Origin of the sequence: Streptomyces coelicoflavus, assembly GCF_003112555.1 — a bacterium.
Taxonomy (GTDB): domain Bacteria; phylum Actinomycetota; class Actinomycetes; order Streptomycetales; family Streptomycetaceae; genus Streptomyces; species Streptomyces coelicoflavus.
In genome coordinates this window covers 311,947-329,662 of the sequence record NZ_BEWB01000006.1, presented here as the reverse complement: position 1 = coordinate 329,662, position 17,716 = coordinate 311,947, and the positions used below count along the sequence as shown (strand labels likewise).

Annotated in this window: 20 protein-coding genes and 1 riboswitch; of the genes, 9 read left to right on the top strand and 11 right to left on the bottom strand. The window is 73.4% G+C overall.

Annotation, left to right across the window (positions count from 1 at the left end; genetic code table 11):
- Together Sco07f_RS16405 and Sco07f_RS16400 are read left to right on the top strand one after the other, a co-directional pair.
- Window positions 1-489 (top strand): thiol-disulfide oxidoreductase DCC family protein, encoded by a 489-nt coding sequence (locus tag Sco07f_RS16405; RefSeq protein WP_087789762.1) that lies wholly within the window; start codon window positions 1-3, stop codon window positions 487-489.
- 11 nt (window positions 490-500) lie between these two features.
- The gene (locus Sco07f_RS16400) at window positions 501-1,256 is read left to right on the top strand and encodes a TetR/AcrR family transcriptional regulator (protein ID WP_087789763.1); all 756 of its coding nucleotides are present in this window, start codon (window positions 501-503) and stop codon (window positions 1,254-1,256) included.
- Here Sco07f_RS16400 and Sco07f_RS16395 read toward each other — a convergent pair.
- Together Sco07f_RS16395 and Sco07f_RS16390 are read right to left on the bottom strand one after the other, a co-directional pair.
- Window positions 1,247-2,611: a metallophosphoesterase gene (locus tag Sco07f_RS16395; RefSeq protein WP_108988237.1), complete on the bottom strand. Its 1,365-nt coding sequence runs from the start codon at window positions 2,609-2,611 to the stop codon at window positions 1,247-1,249. The genes Sco07f_RS16400 and Sco07f_RS16395 overlap by 10 nt on opposite strands.
- Before the next feature lie 36 nt (window positions 2,612-2,647).
- Window positions 2,648-2,887 (bottom strand): SCO4848 family membrane protein, encoded by a 240-nt coding sequence (locus tag Sco07f_RS16390; RefSeq protein ID WP_003974124.1) that lies wholly within the window; start codon window positions 2,885-2,887, stop codon window positions 2,648-2,650.
- 91 nt (window positions 2,888-2,978) lie between these two features.
- Here Sco07f_RS16390 and Sco07f_RS16385 point away from each other — a divergent pair, with 91 nt between their 5' ends.
- Entirely contained in the window at window positions 2,979-4,265 is a 1,287-nt protein-coding gene (locus tag Sco07f_RS16385) for a D-alanyl-D-alanine carboxypeptidase family protein (RefSeq protein ID WP_042825032.1), read from the top strand.
- On the opposite strand, the gene Sco07f_RS16380 is transcribed toward Sco07f_RS16385, so the two are convergent.
- From Sco07f_RS16380 to Sco07f_RS16365, 4 genes are read right to left on the bottom strand one after another with little or no spacing between them, the layout of a single operon-like run.
- Window positions 4,213-5,145: a YihY/virulence factor BrkB family protein gene (locus Sco07f_RS16380; RefSeq protein ID WP_237557516.1), complete on the bottom strand. Its 933-nt coding sequence runs from the start codon at window positions 5,143-5,145 to the stop codon at window positions 4,213-4,215. The two genes, Sco07f_RS16385 and Sco07f_RS16380, sit on opposite strands and share 53 nt — an antisense overlap.
- Window positions 5,133-5,606, bottom strand: coding sequence for a GtrA family protein (locus tag Sco07f_RS16375; RefSeq protein WP_042825030.1), 474 nt, complete (start codon window positions 5,604-5,606; stop codon window positions 5,133-5,135). Before Sco07f_RS16375 ends, Sco07f_RS16380 begins: the two co-directional genes overlap by 13 nt.
- Window positions 5,600-6,565: a decaprenyl-phosphate phosphoribosyltransferase gene (locus Sco07f_RS16370; protein WP_054099285.1), complete on the bottom strand. Its 966-nt coding sequence runs from the start codon at window positions 6,563-6,565 to the stop codon at window positions 5,600-5,602. The genes Sco07f_RS16375 and Sco07f_RS16370 overlap by 7 nt, the downstream gene beginning before the upstream one ends.
- Window positions 6,562-7,068 carry a phosphatase PAP2 family protein gene (locus Sco07f_RS16365; RefSeq protein WP_108988236.1) on the bottom strand — a complete coding sequence of 169 codons (507 nt, stop codon included), beginning with the start codon at window positions 7,066-7,068 and terminating at the stop codon, window positions 6,562-6,564. Before Sco07f_RS16365 ends, Sco07f_RS16370 begins: the two co-directional genes overlap by 4 nt.
- Window positions 7,069-7,210: 142 nt before the next feature.
- Here Sco07f_RS16365 and dprE1 point away from each other — a divergent pair, with 142 nt between their 5' ends.
- Window positions 7,211-8,611 carry a decaprenylphosphoryl-beta-D-ribose oxidase gene (gene dprE1, locus Sco07f_RS16360; protein ID WP_108988235.1) on the top strand — a complete coding sequence of 467 codons (1,401 nt, stop codon included), beginning with the start codon at window positions 7,211-7,213 and terminating at the stop codon, window positions 8,609-8,611.
- A gap of 45 nt (window positions 8,612-8,656) precedes the next feature.
- A complete protein-coding gene (gene dprE2 / locus Sco07f_RS16355; protein WP_007444115.1) occupies window positions 8,657-9,412 on the top strand; it encodes a decaprenylphospho-beta-D-erythro-pentofuranosid-2-ulose 2-reductase in 756 nt (251 codons plus the stop codon).
- 7 nt (window positions 9,413-9,419) lie between these two features.
- On the opposite strand, the gene Sco07f_RS16350 is transcribed toward dprE2, so the two are convergent.
- Both Sco07f_RS16350 and trpS read right to left on the bottom strand, forming a co-directional pair.
- On the bottom strand, window positions 9,420-9,998 hold the full coding sequence (locus Sco07f_RS16350) for a 2'-5' RNA ligase family protein (RefSeq protein WP_087789770.1): 579 nt from the start codon (window positions 9,996-9,998) through the stop codon (window positions 9,420-9,422).
- A gap of 188 nt (window positions 9,999-10,186) precedes the next feature.
- Window positions 10,187-11,200 (bottom strand): tryptophan--tRNA ligase, encoded by a 1,014-nt coding sequence (trpS, locus tag Sco07f_RS16345; protein WP_167468118.1) that lies wholly within the window; start codon window positions 11,198-11,200, stop codon window positions 10,187-10,189.
- A 112-nt stretch (window positions 11,201-11,312) separates the two neighbouring features.
- Here trpS and Sco07f_RS16340 point away from each other — a divergent pair, with 112 nt between their 5' ends.
- Complete coding sequence (locus tag Sco07f_RS16340) at window positions 11,313-11,984, top strand: hypothetical protein (protein ID WP_007444114.1); 672 nt, start codon at window positions 11,313-11,315, stop codon at window positions 11,982-11,984.
- A 13-nt stretch (window positions 11,985-11,997) separates the two neighbouring features.
- Here Sco07f_RS16340 and Sco07f_RS16335 read toward each other — a convergent pair whose 3' ends face one another.
- Both Sco07f_RS16335 and pdxR read right to left on the bottom strand, forming a co-directional pair.
- The gene (locus Sco07f_RS16335) at window positions 11,998-13,443 is read right to left on the bottom strand and encodes a glycine hydroxymethyltransferase (RefSeq protein ID WP_007444117.1); all 1,446 of its coding nucleotides are present in this window, start codon (window positions 13,441-13,443) and stop codon (window positions 11,998-12,000) included.
- Between the two features lie 35 nt (window positions 13,444-13,478).
- Window positions 13,479-13,566: riboswitch (ZMP/ZTP riboswitch) on the bottom strand.
- A 76-nt stretch (window positions 13,567-13,642) separates the two neighbouring features.
- On the bottom strand, window positions 13,643-15,028 hold the full coding sequence (gene pdxR, locus Sco07f_RS16330; RefSeq protein ID WP_108988234.1) for a MocR-like pyridoxine biosynthesis transcription factor PdxR: 1,386 nt from the start codon (window positions 15,026-15,028) through the stop codon (window positions 13,643-13,645).
- A gap of 46 nt (window positions 15,029-15,074) precedes the next feature.
- On the opposite strand from pdxR, the gene Sco07f_RS16325 reads away from it, so the two are divergent.
- Genes Sco07f_RS16325 through Sco07f_RS16315 form a run of 3 tightly spaced genes read left to right on the top strand, consistent with a single transcriptional unit; the run spans window position 15,075 to window position 16,755 of the window.
- Window positions 15,075-15,584 carry a carboxymuconolactone decarboxylase family protein gene (locus Sco07f_RS16325; RefSeq protein WP_007444127.1) on the top strand — a complete coding sequence of 170 codons (510 nt, stop codon included), beginning with the start codon at window positions 15,075-15,077 and terminating at the stop codon, window positions 15,582-15,584.
- Window positions 15,581-16,027, top strand: a complete 447-nt coding sequence (locus Sco07f_RS16320) for a carboxymuconolactone decarboxylase family protein (RefSeq protein ID WP_007444126.1) — start codon at window positions 15,581-15,583, stop codon at window positions 16,025-16,027. The genes Sco07f_RS16325 and Sco07f_RS16320 overlap by 4 nt, the downstream gene beginning before the upstream one ends.
- On the top strand, window positions 16,024-16,755 hold the full coding sequence (locus Sco07f_RS16315) for an isocitrate lyase/PEP mutase family protein (RefSeq protein ID WP_108988356.1): 732 nt from the start codon (window positions 16,024-16,026) through the stop codon (window positions 16,753-16,755). The genes Sco07f_RS16320 and Sco07f_RS16315 overlap by 4 nt, the downstream gene beginning before the upstream one ends.
- Window positions 16,756-16,758: 3 nt before the next feature.
- Here the strand turns inward: Sco07f_RS16315 and Sco07f_RS16310 are convergent, their stop codons facing one another.
- Window positions 16,759-17,715, bottom strand: coding sequence for an ABC transporter substrate-binding protein (locus Sco07f_RS16310; RefSeq protein WP_007444133.1), 957 nt, complete (start codon window positions 17,713-17,715; stop codon window positions 16,759-16,761).
- Between the last annotated feature and the right edge of the window lies 1 nt (window position 17,716).

The window sequence follows — 17,716 nt, the reverse complement described above, 5'->3', positions numbered from 1 at the left end:
ATGGCTCCCGCTCCCGGGACGACGGCCGGCGCCCCCGTGCGCCGGCTCACCGTCCTCTACGACGCCGAATGCGCCCTGTGCACGCATGTACGGGACTGGCTGCTGCGCCAGCCCCGCCTGGTGCCGCTGGAGCTGGTCCCGGCCGCGTCGGAGGAGGCGCGCAGGCGCTTCCCCGGGCTCGACCACGGGGCCACCCTGGACGAGGTCACCGCCGTGGGCGACGCCGGGCAGGTCTACCGGGGCGCCGCCGCCTGGGTCGTCGTCCTGTGGGCGCTGCGCCGGTACCGCAGGCTCGCCCACCGGCTCAGCACGCCCAAGGGCGCCCTGCTGGCCCGGGGAGCCGTCCTGGCCGCCGCCAAGTGGCGTGCCGGACAGCGCCAGTGGGGCGGCAACGGGTACCGGCGGGCCGACGGCTGGGTGTACGAGCCGGGCCTCGGGTGGATCTACGCGGGGCCGGGCTGTGCCGACGGCGCCTGCGCCACTGGATAGGCTCTGGACCCGTGCCTGCGACCCACGACGGCGCCGACGACGGTGCCCACCTCAGCAAGTCCGAGCAGACCCGCGCGCTGATCCTGGAGACGGCCATGCGGCTGTTCCAGGAACGCGGCTACGACCGGACCACGATGCGGGCCATCGCCCAGGAGGCCGGTGTCTCCGTCGGCAACGCGTACTACTACTTCGCCGGCAAGGAACACCTGATCCAGGGCTTCTACGACCGGATCGCCGCCGAGCACCGGGCGGCGGTCCGCGAGGTGCTGGCCGAGGAGACCGACCTGGAGGCCCGGCTGGCGGGTGTGCTGAAGGTCTGGCTGGACATCGCCACGCCGTACCACGAGTTCGCGGTGCAGTTCTTCAAGAACGCCGCCGACCCGGACAGCCCGCTCAGTCCCTTCTCACCGGAGTCGGAGCACGCGCGCGTGGAGGCCATCGGCATCCACCGCGCGGTGCTCGCCGGGGCGAAGACCAAGGTGCCCGAGGAGCTGCGGGACATCCTGCCCGAGCTGATGTGGCTCGCCCAGATGGGTCTCGTCCTGTACTGGATCTTCGACCGCACCGAGGGCCGCGAGCGCAGCTACCGCCTCGCCGAGCGCGGCGCCCGGCTCACCGCGCGCGGCGTCGTGCTGGCCCGGTTCCGGGTGCTGCGCCCGCTGGTGCGCGAGGTGCACGAGCTGTTCACTGACTTCCTGCCGGGCATGACGAAGGTGATGCCGGACCCCGCGAAGAAGCCGACGCGGGATTCCGGCACTCAGGCCTGACGGGACGCCAGCTCGATCACCGTGATGTCCGAGGGCGCCCCCACACGCGTAGGCGGGCCCCAGGCGCCCGCGCCGCGGCTGACGTAGAGCTGGGTGTCGCCGTAGCGGTCCAGGCCCGCCAGCGTCGGATTGGCGGCGCCCGCGACGAGGTTGCCGGGCCAGAGCTGGCCGCCGTGGGTGTGGCCGGAGAGCTGGAGGTCGACGCCGTGGTCGACGGCGTCGTGGATCTGCACCGGCTGGTGGGCGAGGAGCACGCAGGCGCGGGAGCGGTCCCGGTCGCCGAGGGCCCTGTCGTAGTCGGGGCCCTGGCCCTCGTCCTCGCCCGCGATGTCGTTCACGCCGGCCAGGTCGAAGTGGGGCAGCTCGGTGCGGGCGTTCTCCAGCGGGAGCAGCCCGAGCCGCCGCACCTCGGCGACCCACTGCTCGGCGCCGGAGAAGTACTCGTGGTTGCCGGTGACGAAGTACGCGCCGTGCCGTGCCTTCAGCCGGGCCAGCGGGGCGGCGGCCGGGCCGAGGTCCTTCACGCTGCCGTCGACCAGGTCGCCGACGACGGCGATCAGGTCGGGCTGCGTGGAGTTGATGGTGTCGACGACCGTCTGCGCGAAGCCCCGGCCGAGCACCGGACCCAGGTGGATGTCGCTGACGACGGCGATGCGGAAACCGTGCGCCGCGCGCGGGAGCTTGGCGAGCGGGACGGTGACCCGCTTCACCTTCGGGCCGCTCAGCACGCCGTACGTGCCGTAGCCGACCGTGCCGACGGCCGCCGCGGCGGCGGCACCCGCGACGACGCGGGAGACGAGCAGGCGGCGGGAGGGGACGGCCAGGGGGCCCGGTGACGTGCTGCCGGCACCGCTGCCCGGCGCTCCGGGCGCCTCGGGCGCCTCACGCGTCCCGGGCACCTCGGGCGTCCCGGGCACCTCGGGCGCCTCGGGCGTCTCGGGCGTCATCGGCGGGGCCGTGCCGGCCGGTATGCGCTTCGGGTCCTCGGCCGGGGCGGCCGACGCCTCCGCGCCCACCGTCCGCCGCGCGGCAGCCCGGCGCTCCAGGACCCACCGCAGCAGCGGCCGGACGACCTCGCCCGCGAGGACCGCGAGCAGCAGGTAGATCGACAGGGCCAGCCACAGGAAGCCCGGCCAGGCGAGGACCCGCTGGAGCCAGAACGGGGCGCCCGCGCGCTCGGCGACCAGCGCGCCGACGGCCAGCAGCCAGCCCCCGGCGATCACCGCCGCGCCGATCCGGCGCACGGGGCCCGGAGCGCTGGTCGTGTCGCGGAACAGGCGCCGCCACATGTACCAGTTGGCCGTCACGAGGACGCCCACCATCAGCAACGCGACCAGCACGAAGACGACCACCATGCCGTCGTATCCCCTCGGTTGTGACGTCCTCGACGCCTATGACGTTCGGCGCAGTGCGCGTACGCCGCGCAACCCGATGACCCCGACGACCGTCCCCAATACGAAGGAGACGATCGCGAGCAGCAGGTGCACCCAGAAGTACGCCGTGGGGTCGCCGTCCTCGAAGGCGAGCCCGCTGCCGTCCTTGACCAGGTTTTTGACGAAAGTGATCCAGATGATCCAGCTCCACACCCCGAAAGCGAGCAGGAACCAGGAGACGGGGCGGCTGAGCTTCATGGTTTCAGTATCGCCGCACGCTGTCCGGATCCGTGCGCGGGGTGGGGAGGGGGCTGGGCCCGACGCGATCACTGGGGGTACGTTTCCGCTCGTGCCCGCTCCCAAGAAGGCCCTCAGGCGATCCCTGACGGTCACCTCCGCCGTCCTGACCGCGCTCGCCCTGCTCTCCCCCGCCGCGCTCGCCGCCCCGAGCCCGTCCACGAGTCCGTCGGCCAGTCCGTCGGCCACTCCGCCGGCGTCGATGTCGATCGTGGGCGGCGCGAGGCTGGGGAAGCCCGGAACGCAGGTGGACCTGGCGGGCGGGGCGCCGGTGCTGCCGAAGGACCTCACGGCCCGTTCCTGGATCGTCGCGGACGCCGAGTCGGGCGACGTGCTGGCCGCGCACAACGCGCACTGGCGGCTGGCCCCGGCGAGCACCCTGAAGATGCTGTTCGCGGACACGCTGCTGCCGAAGTGGCCGAAGACCACGAAGCACAAGGTCGAGGTGTCCGACCTCGCGGGCATCGGCGCCGGGTCCAGCATGGTCGGCGTCAAGGAGGAGGAGACGTACACCGTCCACGACCTGTGGCTCGGGGTCTTCCTGCGCTCCGGCAACGACGCGGTGCACGTGCTGTCCGCGATGAACGACGGTGTCGACAAGACCGTCGCGGACATGAACGCGCACGCCGAGGAGTTGCAGGCCCTCGACACCACCGTGGTCAGCCCCGACGGCTACGACATGCCGGGGCAGGTGTCGTCCGCGTACGACCTGACGCTGTTCGCCCGGTCGGGGTTGCAGAAGAAGGACTTCCGCGAGTATGCGTCGACCGTCCGGGCGAAGTTCCCGGGTGAGACCAAGAAGGACAAGAAGGGGAAGACGACCCGTAAGCCCTTCGAGATCCAGAACACCAACCGGCTGCTGGCCGGCGACTACGACGTCGAGGTCTACCCCGGCATCGCGGGCGTCAAGAACGGCTACACCACCAACGCCGGCAACACCTTCACGGGCGTGGCCGAGCGGGGCGGCAAGGTGCTGCTCGTCACCGTGATGCACCCGGCCAAGGACGAGCACAACGCGGTCTACAAGGAGACCGCCCGCCTCTTCGACTGGGGTTTCGAGGCGGCCGGCAAGGCGCGGCCGGTGGGGCAGCTGGTGGGCCCGAGGAGCGCCGCTCAGGCGAGCCCCTCGGCCGGGGCCTCCGGTGAGGCCGGCGGCACCGGGAAGGGCGCGGCCGGCACGAAGCCGGTGGCGGGCGCCCCGGCCGCGGACGGCTCCGGCGGGGTCGGGATCGCGGCCGGTATCACTGCCGGGGTGCTGGTGCTGCTGGCCGGCGGCGCGTTCCTGATCAACCGGAAGTGGCCGCTGCCGGACCTGGTCCGCCGCCGGACCCGTCCGTGACGTCCTCGTCGCCCGGCTCCCCCAGTTCCTGCTCCTTGCTGCCCGTCGCCGTCCAGGAGGCGCAGAACAGCACCAGCTTGGCGGTGAAGTTGATCCACAGCAGCAGGGCGACGGGCACGCCGAAGGCGCCGTACATGCTCTTCGCGGCGACGCCCTGGATGTAGCCGCTGAGCAGCAGCTTCAGCAGTTCGAAGCCGACCGCGCCGATCAGCGCGGCCACCACCAGGCGGCGGCGCTCGGGGTGGACGCCGGGGAGCAGGGTCAGGACGTAGAGGAGCAGCAGGAAGTCGGCGAGGACGGCGACGGCGAAGGCGGCGACGTAGAGCAGGACGCCGCCGACCCCGCCCTCGGCGAGGCCGATCGTGCGGATGATCCAGCCCACCAACGCCGAGGCGACGGTGGAGATGCCGACGGTGACCAGCAGCGCGCCGCCGAGGCCGACGAGGACGCCCGCGTCCTTGACCCGGTGCAGGATCGGGTTGTCCTCCTCGTCGGGCAGCTCCCACACGGCGCGCAGGCAGCCCCTGGTGGCCTCGACCCAGCCCATGCCGGTGAAGAGCAGCAGGAGGGCGGCGATGAGGCCGACGGTGCCGGCGTTGTCGACGAGGCCCTGGATGTTCAGCTGGTCGGAGATGCCGGGGATCTGCTCGGCGAGCGTGTCCTGGAGCTTGTCCTGCTGCTCCTTGTTCAGCGTGGCGGCGGCGACGGCGGCCGCCAGGCTCAGCAGCGGGAAGAGCGCGACGAAGCTGGTGAAGGTCATGGCGGCGGCCAGCCGGGACCACTTCACCCGGTCGAGGCGTTCGTACGAGCGCCACGCGTGCGTGGTCATCAGGCGCGCGATCCAGGGCCCCACGACGGGGAGCTTCTTCAGCCAGTCCATGATCCGACCCTGCCCCCGCTCGTCCCGTTCCATGATCCCGTCCGGCCGCCCGGTCCGTCGCCGGACCGGAAGACCAGTGTCCTTGTGCCCCAGAAGCGCAGGATCGTGCCCAGGAGCATGCCGACGCCGGCTCCGGAGACCGTGTCGGCGCGCTGCGAGGTGAGACCGAGGCCGTAGTGGCTGACGGCCAGACAGAGCAGCTGCACGGCGGCGCCGGCGGCGTTCACGGCGAGGAACACGGCGCAGGGGCGCAGGCCCCGGGGGCGGCCGAGGTGGCGGTAGGTGCCGAGCGCGTTGCCCGCGTAGGCGACCGAGCAGCCCGCGACGAAGGAGAGGGCCTTGGCGGTGAGCGGGTCGAGTCCGGCCGGGCCGCGCAGGCAGGTGAAGAGGGCGAGGTCGACGGCGTAGGCGAGCAGCCCGGCGGAGGCGAAGCCCAGCAGTTCGCGGCGGTCGGCTACCAATTGGCCACCGCCAGCCCGTACATGGCGAGCCAGACCGCACCGATCAGCGCGAGGGCGCGGTCGCGCAGGACGACGTCCTCGGGTTCGCCGGCGGTGCCGCGGTCGGCGAAGACCGCGTAGCGCAGGACGGCGAGGACGAAGGGGATCACGGAGAGCTGGCGCCAGGGCAGCACGCTGGTGTGCGGGACGCCGCCCTCCTCCATGGCCCACAGGCAGTAGCCGAGTACGGCGGCCCCGGCGGCGAGCTGCCAGACGAAGCGGAGGTAGCCGGTGGTGTACTCGGTGAGCAGCGCGCGCGTGGCGCCGTCCTTTCCGGCCATCCGCACGGCTTCGGAGTAGCGCTTGGCGGCGACCATGAACAGGGCGCCGAAGCCGGTGGTGATGAGGAACCAGCGCGACAGCGGGATGCCGAGCGCGAGTCCGCCGATCATCGCCCGCATCAGGAAGCCGGTGGTGACGACGGCGAGGTCGACGACCAGGACGTGCTTGAGGCTGACGCAGTACGCCAGTTGCATCACCAGGTAGGCGGTGAGCAGGGCCGCGACGGGCGGGGGGCACAGCCAGGCCGCGGCGACGGGCGCGAGGACGCCGAGGACGCCGCCGACGGCGTGGGCGAGCGGGACCGGGACCTGTCCGGCGGCGACCGGGCGGTGCCGTTTGACGGGGTGGGCGCGGTCGGCCTCGGCGTCGCGGGCGTCGTTGACGAGGTAGACGGCGGCGGCGCAGAGGGTGAACAGGACGAAGACCAGCGCGAGCCGGCCCGCGGCGTGGACGGAGAACAGCTCACCGGCGGCGGCCGGGGCGGCGACGACCAGGACGTTCTTGGTCCACTGGCGGGGGCGTGCGGTGCGCAGCAGCCCGGCGAGGACCCCTCCCGGGCGGGGCGGTGCGGGCTCCTGCCCCGGTCCCGGGGAGCGTGGGGTCAGGAGGGCGGTGTCGGTGACGGCCGTGTCGGTCAACGGGTGCCTCCGCGCATCCAGTCGGCGCCGAGACGCGCCGTGAGCGCGCCGAGGGCGGCGCCCGCCGCGACGTCGGTGGGGTAGTGGACGCCGACGACCAGCCGGGAGGCGCACACGGCGGCGGCGAGCGGCCAGGCGGCCCGCACCCCGAGTGCCCCGAAGACGACGGCGGCCGCGGTGGCCGACGTGGCGTGGGAGCTGGGGAAGGAGTGCCGGCCCGCGGTGCGCACCAGCGGGACGACGTGCGCGGGGCGGGGGCGGCGCACGACCCGCTTCACGCCCATGCTGACGACGTGGGCGCCGGCGGTGAGCGCGGTGCCGCGCAGCCAGGCGGTGCGCCGGGGCGCGTCCACGGCGGCCGCGGTGAGGCCCGCCACGAGCCACAGCGCGCCGTGCTCCCCGGCCCAGGACAGGGCGCGCGCCGCGCCCGCGACGCGCGGGTCGCTGCCGCAGGCCCTGAGCGCGGTGACGATCCGGTGGTCCATGTCGTCGAGGTCGTCCATGTGGACTCACTGTCCACGCCCGTGGCACGAGAAGGCGGGCACACCGGGGCGACATACCATTAATCACCCGTTTCAGGGATGCGGTGAATGTTTTGGAACTAATCGTTCACTCAGGAACGGACGGGGCGATACGGTCACCGCCATGTCTGCCGACACCGCTCCCGACGCCGCCCGGGACCCCGACGCCGACTGGGACACCGTCACCGGCTGGGGCCGCACGGCGCCCACCGGGGCGCTCGTCGTCCGTCCCCGGACGTACGAGGAGGCGGCCGTCGCCGTCCGGGACTGCGGGGTGCGCGGCGGCATCGCGCGGGGTCTGGGACGGGCGTACGGGGACGCGGCGCAGAACGCCGGGGGTGCCGTGCTGGACATGACCGCCCTGGACCGGGTGCACGCCGTCGACGTCGCCGGCGGCACCGTGCTGTGCGACGCGGGGGTCTCCCTGCACCGGCTGATGGAGGTGCTGCTGCCGCTGGGCTGGTTCGTGCCGGTGACGCCCGGCACCCGGTACGTGACGGTCGGCGGGGCGATCGGCGCGGACATCCACGGCAAGAACCACCACGTGTCGGGGTCCTTCTCGCGGCACGTGCTCTCCCTAGAGCTGCTCACCGCCGACGGCCGGGTCCGCACCGTCGCGCCGGGCACGCCCCTGTTCGACGCGACCGCGGGCGGCATGGGCCTGACCGGGGTGATCCTCACCGCGACGCTGCGGCTCCAGCCGGTCGGGACGGCGCTGATGTCGGTCGACACCGAGCGCGCCGCCGACCTGGACGACCTGATGGCCCGGCTGACCGCCACCGACCACCGCTACCGCTACTCGGTCGCCTGGATCGACCTCCTCGCACGCGGCCGGGCGACCGGCCGCGCGGTGCTCACCCGGGGCGACCACGCACCGCTGGAGGCACTGGACGCGCTGCCCGCCCGCTCGCGCGCCCGACGCGAGCCGCTGGCCTTCCGCACCTCCCGCCTCCCCGCGCCCCCCGACTTCCTGCCGGGCGGACTGCTCAGCCGGACGACGGTGGGGCTCTTCAACGAACTCTGGTACCGCAAGGCGCCCCGGGAGAGCCGGGGCCGGCTCCAGCGGATCTCCACCTTCTTCCACCCCCTGGACGGCGTCCCGCACTGGAACCGGGTCTACGGCCGGGGCGGCTTCGTGCAGTACCAGTTCGTCGTCGGGCACGGCCGGGAGGAGGCCCTGCGCTCGATCGTGCGGCGGATCTCCGAGCGCCGCTGCCCGTCCTTCCTGGCCGTCCTCAAACGCTTCGGCGAGGCCGACCCGGGCTGGCTCTCCTTCCCCGTGCCCGGCTGGACCCTCGCCCTGGACATCCCGGCGGGCCTGCCCGGCCTCGGCGCGTTCCTGGACGAGCTGGACGAGGAGGTCGCGGACGCGGGCGGCCGGGTCTACCTCGCCAAGGACTCCCGGCTGCGCCCGGACCTGCTCGCCGCGATGTACCCCCGCCTGGACGACTTCCGCGCCCTGCGCGCGGAGCTGGACCCGCGCGGGGTGTTCGTCTCCGACCTGGCCCGCCGCCTCGCCCTCTGACACACCAGCCACCGCACCAGCCACCCCTACCCGTCTGGAGCAGCCGTGAAGGACGCCTTCGGCCTCCCCCAGTCCCTCCTCGTCCTCGGCGGTACGTCCGAGATCGCGCTGGCCACCGCACGCCGTCTGGTGGCCCGCCGCACCCGCACGGTGTGGCTGGCCGGGCGCCCCTCCCCCGCCCTGGACGCGGCCGCCGGGCAGCTGCGGGACCTCGGCGCCGAGGTGCGCACGGTCGCCTTCGACGCGCTGGACCCCGAGGGCCACGAGGCGGCGCTCGGCAAGGTGTTCGCCGAGGGCGACATCGACCTGGTGCTGCTCGCCTTCGGCATCCTGGGCGACCAGGCGCACGACGAGCGCGAGCCGCTGAACGCCGTACGGGTCGCGCAGACCAACTACACCGGCGCGGTCTCGGCCGGGCTGGTCGCCGCCCGCTCCCTCCAGGCGCAGGGGCACGGCTCGCTGGTGGTGCTCTCCTCCGTCGCCGGTGAGCGGGCCCGCCGCGCCAACTTCATCTACGGCTCCAGCAAGGCGGGCCTGGACGCCTTCGCGCAGGGCCTGGGCGACGCGCTGCACGGCACGGGCGTGCACGTCATGGTCGTACGGCCCGGGTTCGTGCGGTCGCGGATGACCGAGGGGATGGAGGAGGCGCCGCTCGCCACGACCCCCGAGGCGGTCGCCACGGCGATCGAGCTGGGGCTGCGGCGGCGCTCGGAGACGGTGTGGGTGCCGGGGGCGCTGCGGGTGGTGATGGCGGCGGTGCGGCATCTGCCGCGGACGGTGTTCCGGCGGCTGCCGGTGTAGGGGGCGGCTACCGCGTCGGCAGGGAGCCGCTCTCCACGCGTCCGGCCTGCGGGGGCACGGTGGCGCTGCCGAAGGGGAACTCGCGCAGCTTGCGCCAGACCGCGTCGGCGCCCTGCTCGTACAGCGCGAAGCCGGTGCAGGGCCACTGGGCCTCGTAGTCGGACAGCTCCTCGTGGGCGCGGTCCATCGCCGCCTCGTCGATGCCGTGCGCCACGGTGACGTGCGGGTGGTACGGGAACTGCAGTTCGCGGGGGACCGGGCCGGACGCGTCGCGCACCCGCTTCTGCAGCCAGGAGCAGGCCGCCGCGCCCTCGACCACCTGGACGAAGACGACGGGCGAGAGCGGGCGGAAGGTGCCGGTGCCGGACAGCCGCATCGGGAAGGGCCGGCCGCGCGCCGCCACCTCCGCGAGGTGCGCCTCGACCGCGGGCAGCGCGGCGCCGTCGACCTCGGTCGGCGGCAGCAGGGTGACGTGCGTGGGGATGCCGTGAGCGGCGGCGTCGCCGAAGCCCGCGCGCAGCTGCTGGAGCTTGCTGCCGTGAGGCTCCGGGACCGCGATCGACACGCCGATCGTTACGGTCCCCACTTCGTCTCCTGTCGTTGTGTGTCCTTCGGCCGGACACCCGGATATCGACTGTACGGCCACCGCCGTGCCGCGGGCAGGCGCAACCGGAGTGATGTGCAGCGCTACGGCGGCACGCCGGGGCGCACGGACGGTGCCCGGTCCGGTGTCCCGGGCGAGGTCGCGGGCGGTGCGGCGGTGGGCGTCGCGGGTCAGTGCTTGGCGGGGAGGAGGCCCAGCCGGTCGTACGCCCGGGCGAGGGTCTCCGCGGCGACGGCCCTGGCCTTCTCCGCGCCCTTGGCGAGGATCGCGTCGAGCGTCTCCGGGTCGTCCAGGTACTGCTGGGTGCGCTCCCGGAACGGGGTGACGAACTCCACGACGACGTCGGCGAGGTCCGTCTTCAGCGCGCCGTAGCCCTTGCCCTCGTACTTCTGCTCCAGCTCGGCGATCTCGGCGCCGGTGAGGGTGGAGTAGATCGACAGGAGGTTGCTGACGCCGGGCTTGTGCTCGCGGTCGAAGCGGACGACGGTGTCGGTGTCGGTGACCGCGCTCTTCACCTTCTTCGCGGTGGCCTTCGGCTCGTCGAGCAGGTTGATCAGGCCCTTCGGGGTGGCCGCCGACTTGCTCATCTTGGCGGTCGGGTCCTGAAGGTCGTAGATCTTCGCCGTCTCCTTGAGGATGTACGCGGTCGGGACGGTGAAGGCGTCGCCGTAGGTCTGGTTGAAGCGGTCCGCGAGGTCGCGGGTCAGCTCCAGGTGCTGGCGCTGGTCCTCGCCCACCGGCACCTGGTCGGCCTGGTAGAGCAGGATGTCGGCGACCATCAGCATCGGGTACGTGAACAGGCCGACGGTGGTGCGGTCGTTGCCCTGCTTGGCGGACTTGTCCTTGAACTGCGTCATCCGGGAGGCCTCGCCGAAGCCGGTGATGCAGTTCATCAGCCAGCCGAGCTGCGCGTGCTCGGGGACGTGGCTCTGCACGAACAGGGTGCAGCGCTCCGGGTCGAGACCGGCCGCGAGGAGCTGGGCGGCGGCGACGCGGGTGTTCTGGCGCAGCTCCTTCGGGTCCTGCGGGACCGTGATCGCGTGCAGGTCGACGACCATGTAGAAGGCGTCGTGGGTGTCCTGCATGTCGACCCACTGGCGGACGGCGCCGAGGTAGTTGCCGAGGTGGAACGAGCCGGAGGTCGGCTGGATACCGGAGAGCACGCGGGGACGATCGTTGGCCATGTTCACCATTCTCTCAGGCTTCGGGGCGCGGTCGGGCACTGGTTCGGTACAGGGGGGCTCCATTTCGTGTCCAGGGGTGTAACAAGGGCGGGAGCGAGTGGGAGGGGGCCCTGTGCGCGGACGGTGGAAGTGGACGGGCGCGGTGGCGGCGGCCGCGGTGTTGTGGTCGACGGGTCCGGCGGGGGCCGTCGCGGCGGACGGTGACGGTGCCCGGGCCGTCGACGAGCCGGACGTGGCCGTGGTCGTGTGGGCGGGTGACGGGCGGACCGCGTCCTGGCACGCGGGCGAGACCGACTTCGACCGGCTGCGCAGCCTGCTCGAGCCGGTCTTCACGGGCACGGAACGGGTCCCGCGGGCCTGGACGGAGGGCCGGCGGCCACCGGTGCGGTTCACCGTGCTGTGGGGGCTGACCGGAGTCGGGGGCTGGCCGCAGACCCAGCGGGCGCCGGGCGGGGACGTGGCGATGCTCCGTCAGGACCAGTTCTTCCTCGCGGAGGACGGCACCCCGTGGGTGCGCTCGGACCTGGCGCCGGACCTGACGGACGACGACATCCGCTGGCACCGGGTACCACGGCGCCCCTACGAGCGGCTGACCGACGAGGGCTTCCTCGCGGCGGACGAGGCGGGCGCCGGAAGGGACGACGGCGGGCCGTCCGGGGTGTGGTGGGCCGCCGCCGGGCTCGGCGCGGGTGTCGCGGGGACGCTGCTGACACGCCGCGCGGCGGACCGGTACCGGTCCGGACCGCCGCGCGGGGAGCCGCGTCAGGAGCTGATCGACCTCTGAGCCTCGCGGCCTGTCAGCCGAGGTCGATCTCCGGGTACAGCGGGAAGCCGGCCACCAGGTCGGTCGCGCGGTGCGAGATCTCGTCGGCGACCTTCGCGTCGAGGACGTGGGAGGCCTTGGAGGGGGCGCCGGACTTCGTGGTGCCGGGCTCGGTGGCGGTGAGGACGCGGTCGATGAGGCCCGCGACCTCGTCCATCTCCGCCGTGCCGAGACCGCGCGTGGTCAGCGCCGGGGTGCCGATGCGGATGCCGGAGGTGTACCAGGCGCCGTTCGGGTCGGCGGGGATGGCGTTGCGGTTGGTGACGATGCCGGAGTCGAGCAGGGCGGCCTCGGCCTGGCGGCCGGTGAGGCCGTAGGAGGACGCCACGTCGATCAGGTTGAGGTGGTTGTCGGTGCCGCCGGTGACCAGGGTGGCGCCGCGCTTGGTCAGGCCCTCGGCGAGGGCGCGGGCGTTGTCCACGATGCGCCGGGCGTAGTCCTGGAACGCCGGCTGCCGGGCCTCGGCGAGGGCGACGGCCTTGGCGGCCATGACGTGCGGGAGCGGGCCGCCGAGGACCATCGGGCAGCCGCGGTCGACCTGGTCCTTGAGGGAGTCGTCGCACAGGACCATGCCGCCGCGCGGGCCGCGCAGCGACTTGTGGGTGGTCGTCGTGACGATCTGGGCGTGCGGGACCGGGTCGAAGTCGCCGGTGAGCACCTTGCCCGCGACCAGGCCGGCGAAGTGGGCCATGTCGACCATGAGGGTCGCGCCGACCTCGTCGGCGATCTCGCGCATGATCCGGAAGTTCACCAGCCGGGGGTACGCGGAGTAGCCCGCGACGATGATCAGCGGCTTGAACTCGCGGGCGGAGGCGCGCAGGGCCTCGTAGTCGATGAGGCCGGTGGCCGGGTCGGTGCCGTAGGAGCGCTGGTCGAACATCTTGCCGGAGATGTTGGGCCGGAAGCCGTGGGTCAGGTGGCCGCCGGCGTCCAGGGACATGCCGAGCATCCGCTGGTTGCCGAAGGCGCGGCGCAGCTCGGCCCAGTCGGCGTCGGTCAGGTCGTTGACCTGGCGGGCGCCGGTCTTCTCCAGGAAGGGCACCTCGACGCGGGCGCCCAGGACGGCCCAGAAGGCGACCAGGTTGGCGTCGATGCCGGAGTGCGGCTGGACGTAGGCGTGGCGGGCGCCGAACAGCTCGCGGGCGTGCTCGGCGGCGAGGGACTCGACGGTGTCGACGTTGCGGCAGCCGGCGTAGAAGCGGCGGCCGATGGTGCCCTCGGCGTACTTGTCGCTGAACCAGTTGCCCATCGCCAGGAGCGTGGCCGGGGAGGCGTAGTTCTCCGAGGCGATCAGCTTGAGCATCTCGCGCTGGTCGGCGACCTCCTGGCCGATGGCGTCCGCGACGCGCGGTTCGACGGTGCGGATCACGTCGAGCGCGGCGCGGTAGGCGGTGGACTCGGGGGAGATTTCTGCGGGCATGGGGACCTCCGGACATTGTGTTCGGCGTGCACAGTACGGACGGCCCAGGCGCACGGCTCTTGGTGTCGCGGGCCGCTCCCCGATGGTTCGTCCCATCCCTGCGCGCCAGTCACGGCCCGTGGTCAGGGTACCGGGTGCGTCGTGCCGGTGCGGGGGGTGTCCGGCATGCGGGAGCGTCCGCGCCCCGCCGCGGAGGACTTCACGGCAGCGCCCGGCGCAGCGCGTCCAGGGCGCCCGTCCAGGCGTGGTCGGGCGGGGTGCCGTAGCCGACGACCAGGGCGTCCCGCGGGGCGACGGTCGTGTGCGGGTGGCGGAACATGGACAGCCCGTGGACCGCGAGTCCGTGCCAGGCGGCGGCCCGTACGACCTGCTGCTCGGTGCCCGGCGGGAGTTGGAGGACGGCGTGCAGTCCGGCGGCGATGCCGGTGACGCCGACGTCGGGGGCGTGCTCGGCGAGGGCGGCGACCAGGGCGTCGCGGCGGCGCCGGTAGCGCAGGCGCGCGGACCGGACGTGCCGGTCGTAGGCGCCCGAGCCGAGGAACTGGGCCAGGGTCAGCTGGTCGAGGACGCCCGGAGTGCGGCTCGCCGGGTCGTCCAGGGCGTCGCCGACCAGCGACGGCGGCAGCACCACCCAGCCCAGGCGCAGCCCGGGGGCGAGGGACTTGCTGGCGGTGCCCAGATACACGACGTGTTCGGGGTCCAGTCCCTGGAGGGCGCCGACGGGCTGGCGGTCGTAGCGGAACTCGCCGTCGTAGTCGTCCTCCAGGACCAGCCCGCCGGTGCGGTGCGCCCAGTCCACCACGGCCGCCCTGCGCTCGGGGTGCAGGGGGACCCCGGTCGGGAACTGGTGGGCGGGGGTGAGGAGCACCGCGCCCGCGTCCCCCAGCGCTCCGGTGTCCGCTCCCCGGCCGTCCACCGGCAGCGGGATGGTGCGCAGGCCGGCCCTGGTGAGCAGGTCGCGGTGGACGTGGAGGCCGTACGCCTCGACGGCCACGGTGTGCACGCCGCGCGCCCGCAGCACGCCGGCCAGCAGCACGAGGCCGTGTGCCACGCCGCCGCACACCAGCAGGTTCTCGGCGCCGGTGCGCACGCCCCGGACCCGGGCGAGGTAGCCGGCCAGCGCGGAGCGCAGCTCGGGCCGGCCGCGGCCGTCGCCGTAGCCGAGGGCGCCGTGGGGCGCGGCGGTGACGGCGCGGCGGGCTGCCCTGAGCCACTCGGTGCGCGGGAAGGAGGAGAGGTCGGGGGTGCCGGGGCGCAGGTCGTAGGCGGGCCGGGCGTGCTCCGCGGGGCGCCGGGCCGGGGCGGGGTGCGCCGGGGCGGCGACGCGTTCGGCGACGCGGGTGCCCGAGCCCTGGCGTGCGGTGAGCCAGCCCTCGGCGACGAGGTCGGCGTAGGCGTCGGCGACGGTGTTGCGGGCGATGCCGAGGTCGGCGGCGAGGCTGCGGGAGGAGGGCAGGCGGGTGCCGGGGGTCAGACGGCCGGTGCGGACGGCCTCGCGCAGGGCGTCGGTCAGACCGCGGCGCAGGCCCGGTCCGGTGGGTTCCAGGTGCAGGTCGACGCCGAGGGTGGCCCATGTTTCCGCCATGGAAATGGACCATACCGCTGGGCTGCTTCCTTCCTAGGGTCGAGGCATGACGACACACACCGATGACACGAGGACGGACGCCCGCGCCACCGAGGTGCCCGTGCGGCTGAACTGGTCCCAGCACGCCCCCGAGGTCTACAAGGCGATGATCCGGCTCGAGACCGCCGCCAGGCGGGGGCTTGACCCGGCGCTGTACGAACTGGTGAAGATCCGCGCCTCGCAGCTCAACCACTGCGCCTTCTGCCTGGACATGCACACCAAGGACGCCCTCGCCGCCGGTGAGAGCGTGGAGCGGATCGTGCAGCTGGCCGCCTGGGAGGAGTCGCGGCACTTCTACACGGAGAAGGAGCTCGCGGCGATCGCGCTGACCGAGGCGGTCACCGTGCTGACCGACGGTTTCGTGCCGGACGAGGTCTACGGGAAGGCCGCCGAGCACTTCGACGAGCCGGAGCTGGCCCAGCTGATCGCCGCGATCACGACGATCAACGCCTGGAACCGTTTCGGCGTGACCTGCCGGATGACGCCGGGCCACTACACGCCCGGTCAGCACGCGTGACGGCACGCACCCGCCTCCTGGACCGGGAGGTCGCGCAGGCGCTGTCCGCGCTGAGCGCGGCGGCCAAGAAGGGGCTCGGCGACCCCGTGCTCGCCGAGCTGGTGATGATCCGGGCCTCGCAGCTCAACCACTGCGCGTTCTGCCTGGACATGCACCTCGCCTCGGCCCGCGAGAACGGCGAGGCCGAGCAGCGGCTGGACCTGCTGGCCGCCTGGGAGGAGGCCGGGGACCTGTTCGACGGGCGGGAGCGGGCCGCGCTCGCGCTGACCGAGGCGGTGACGGTGCTGACCGGGGGCTTCGTGCCGGACGCGGTGTACGAGGAGGCCGCCGCGCACTTCGACGACGGCCGGCTGGCCCACCTCATAGGGCTGATCACCGTCATCAACAGCTGGAACCGGCTGATGGTCGGCCGCAGGATCCCACCAGGGGGTTGGACACCGTGAGTCGTGCCGCAGCGTTCCGCGCCCTGCACCACGGCCGGGCACCCGACGATCCCCTGGTCCTGCCGGGCCCCTGGGACGCGGCGAGCGCGCGGGTGTTCGCGGAGGCCGGGTTCCCGGCGCTCGCGACACCGAGCGCCGGGGTGGCGGCCTCGCTCGGGTACGCGGACGGGTCGACCCCGGCCGACGAGATGTTCGCGGCCGTCGCGCGGATCGTGCGCGCCGTGGACGTGCCCGTGTCGGCGGACGTGGAGGGCGGGTACGGGCTGGCGCCGAAGGAGCTGGTGGAACGGCTCCTCGAGGCGGGCGCCGTGGGCTGCAACCTGGAGGACTCCACCGGCGCGGGGCTCAAGGACCCGGCGGAGCACGCCGAGTGGCTGGCCGGGGTGCGGGAGGCGGCCGGCGACCGGCTGTTCCTGAACGCCCGGATCGACACGTTCGTCCGGGGCGTGGACGCTCCGGAGGCGGCGGTGGAGCGGGCCGCCGCGTACGTCGCCGCGGGCGCCGACTGCGTGTATCCGATCGCCGCCCCGGTCGCCGTACTGCCGCTGCTGCGGGCCGGGATCCGGGGGCCGGTGAACGTGCTCGCGCGTCCCGGGGAGGGCCCCTCGCCCGCCGTACTCGGCGGACTCGGGGCCACCCGGGTCACGTTCGGGCCGGGCCTCCAGCGGCACGCCGAACAGGCGGTGCGGGAGAACGCGGAACGGCTCGCGGCCCGGCTGCCGCGATGAGGGTCAGGGCAGCCACTTCTTCCAGACGGACCGGTGGCTGTCCACCCACTTCTCCGCCGCCACCTGGGGCCGCATCTTCTTCTCGGCGATCATCAGGGAGACCTCGTTCTGGTCCTCGGTCGTCCACTTGAAGTTCTTCAGGAACTCCGCCGCCTCGCCGCCGTTCTTCGCGAAGTCGGCGTTGAGGTACTTCTGCAGCGGGGTGACCGGGTAGGCGCAGTCGACCTTCGCCGGGTCGGCGTCGCAGCCCTCCTCGTACGGCGGCAGCTTCACCTCGGTCATCGGCACCTTCTGCATCAGCCACTGGGGGGTGTACCAGTAGCTGAGGAAGGGCTTCTTCTCCTTGGCGAACTGCTGCATCTGGGTGATCTGGGCGGCCTCGGAGCCGGCGAAGACGACCTGGTAGTCCAGGTTCAGGTTCTTCACCAGGGCCTTGTCGTTGGTGACGTAGGACGGCGAGCCGTCCAGGAGCTGGCCCTTGCCGCCGCTCTCCGCGGTGCGCAGCAGGTCGGCGTACTTGTTGAGGTTCTTCCAGTTCGTGACGTCCGGGTGCTTCTTCGCGAAGTACGTCGGCACGAACCAGCCGATGTGCCCGGTGACGCCGAGGTCGCCGCCGGGGGCGATGGTCTTCTTGTCCTCGACGTAGCGCTGTTCCTGCTCGGGGTGGCCCCAGTCCTCCAGGATGGCGTCGACGCGGCCCTGGCTGAGCGCGTCCCAGGCGGGGACCTCGTCGACCTGGACGGTGTCGACGCGGTAGCCCAGCTCGTGCTCCAGCAGGTACTGGGCGACGGCCACGTTGGCCTGGGCGCCGACCCAGGACTGCACGGACAGGGTGACGGTCTTGGCGCCCTGGGCATTGGCGTACGGGGACGCCTGCTTGGTCATGTCGGCGGCGCCGCAGCCGGTGAGCAGGGTCAGCGCGGCGGCCGAGGCCACGGCGGTGATGACGCGTACACGCATG

Coding starts and splice junctions, on each gene's coding strand:
- Sco07f_RS16405 (WP_087789762.1), top strand. CDS start 1: ATGGCTCCCGCTCCCGGGACGACGGCCGGCGCCCCCGTGCGCCGGCTC.
- Sco07f_RS16395 (WP_108988237.1), bottom strand. CDS start 2,611: ATGGTGGTCGTCTTCGTGCTGGTCGCGTTGCTGATGGTGGGCGTCCTC.
- Sco07f_RS16390 (WP_003974124.1), bottom strand. CDS start 2,887: ATGAAGCTCAGCCGCCCCGTCTCCTGGTTCCTGCTCGCTTTCGGGGTG.
- Sco07f_RS16380 (WP_237557516.1), bottom strand. CDS start 5,145: ATGGACTGGCTGAAGAAGCTCCCCGTCGTGGGGCCCTGGATCGCGCGC.
- Sco07f_RS16365 (WP_108988236.1), bottom strand. CDS start 7,068: ATGGACGACCTCGACGACATGGACCACCGGATCGTCACCGCGCTCAGG.
- dprE1 (WP_108988235.1), top strand. CDS start 7,211: ATGTCTGCCGACACCGCTCCCGACGCCGCCCGGGACCCCGACGCCGAC.
- trpS (WP_167468118.1), bottom strand. CDS start 11,200: ATGGCCAACGATCGTCCCCGCGTGCTCTCCGGTATCCAGCCGACCTCC.
- Sco07f_RS16335 (WP_007444117.1), bottom strand. CDS start 13,443: ATGCCCGCAGAAATCTCCCCCGAGTCCACCGCCTACCGCGCCGCGCTC.
- pdxR (WP_108988234.1), bottom strand. CDS start 15,028: ATGGCGGAAACATGGGCCACCCTCGGCGTCGACCTGCACCTGGAACCC.
- Sco07f_RS16325 (WP_007444127.1), top strand. CDS start 15,075: ATGACGACACACACCGATGACACGAGGACGGACGCCCGCGCCACCGAG.
- Sco07f_RS16310 (WP_007444133.1), bottom strand. CDS start 17,715: ATGCGTGTACGCGTCATCACCGCCGTGGCCTCGGCCGCCGCGCTGACC.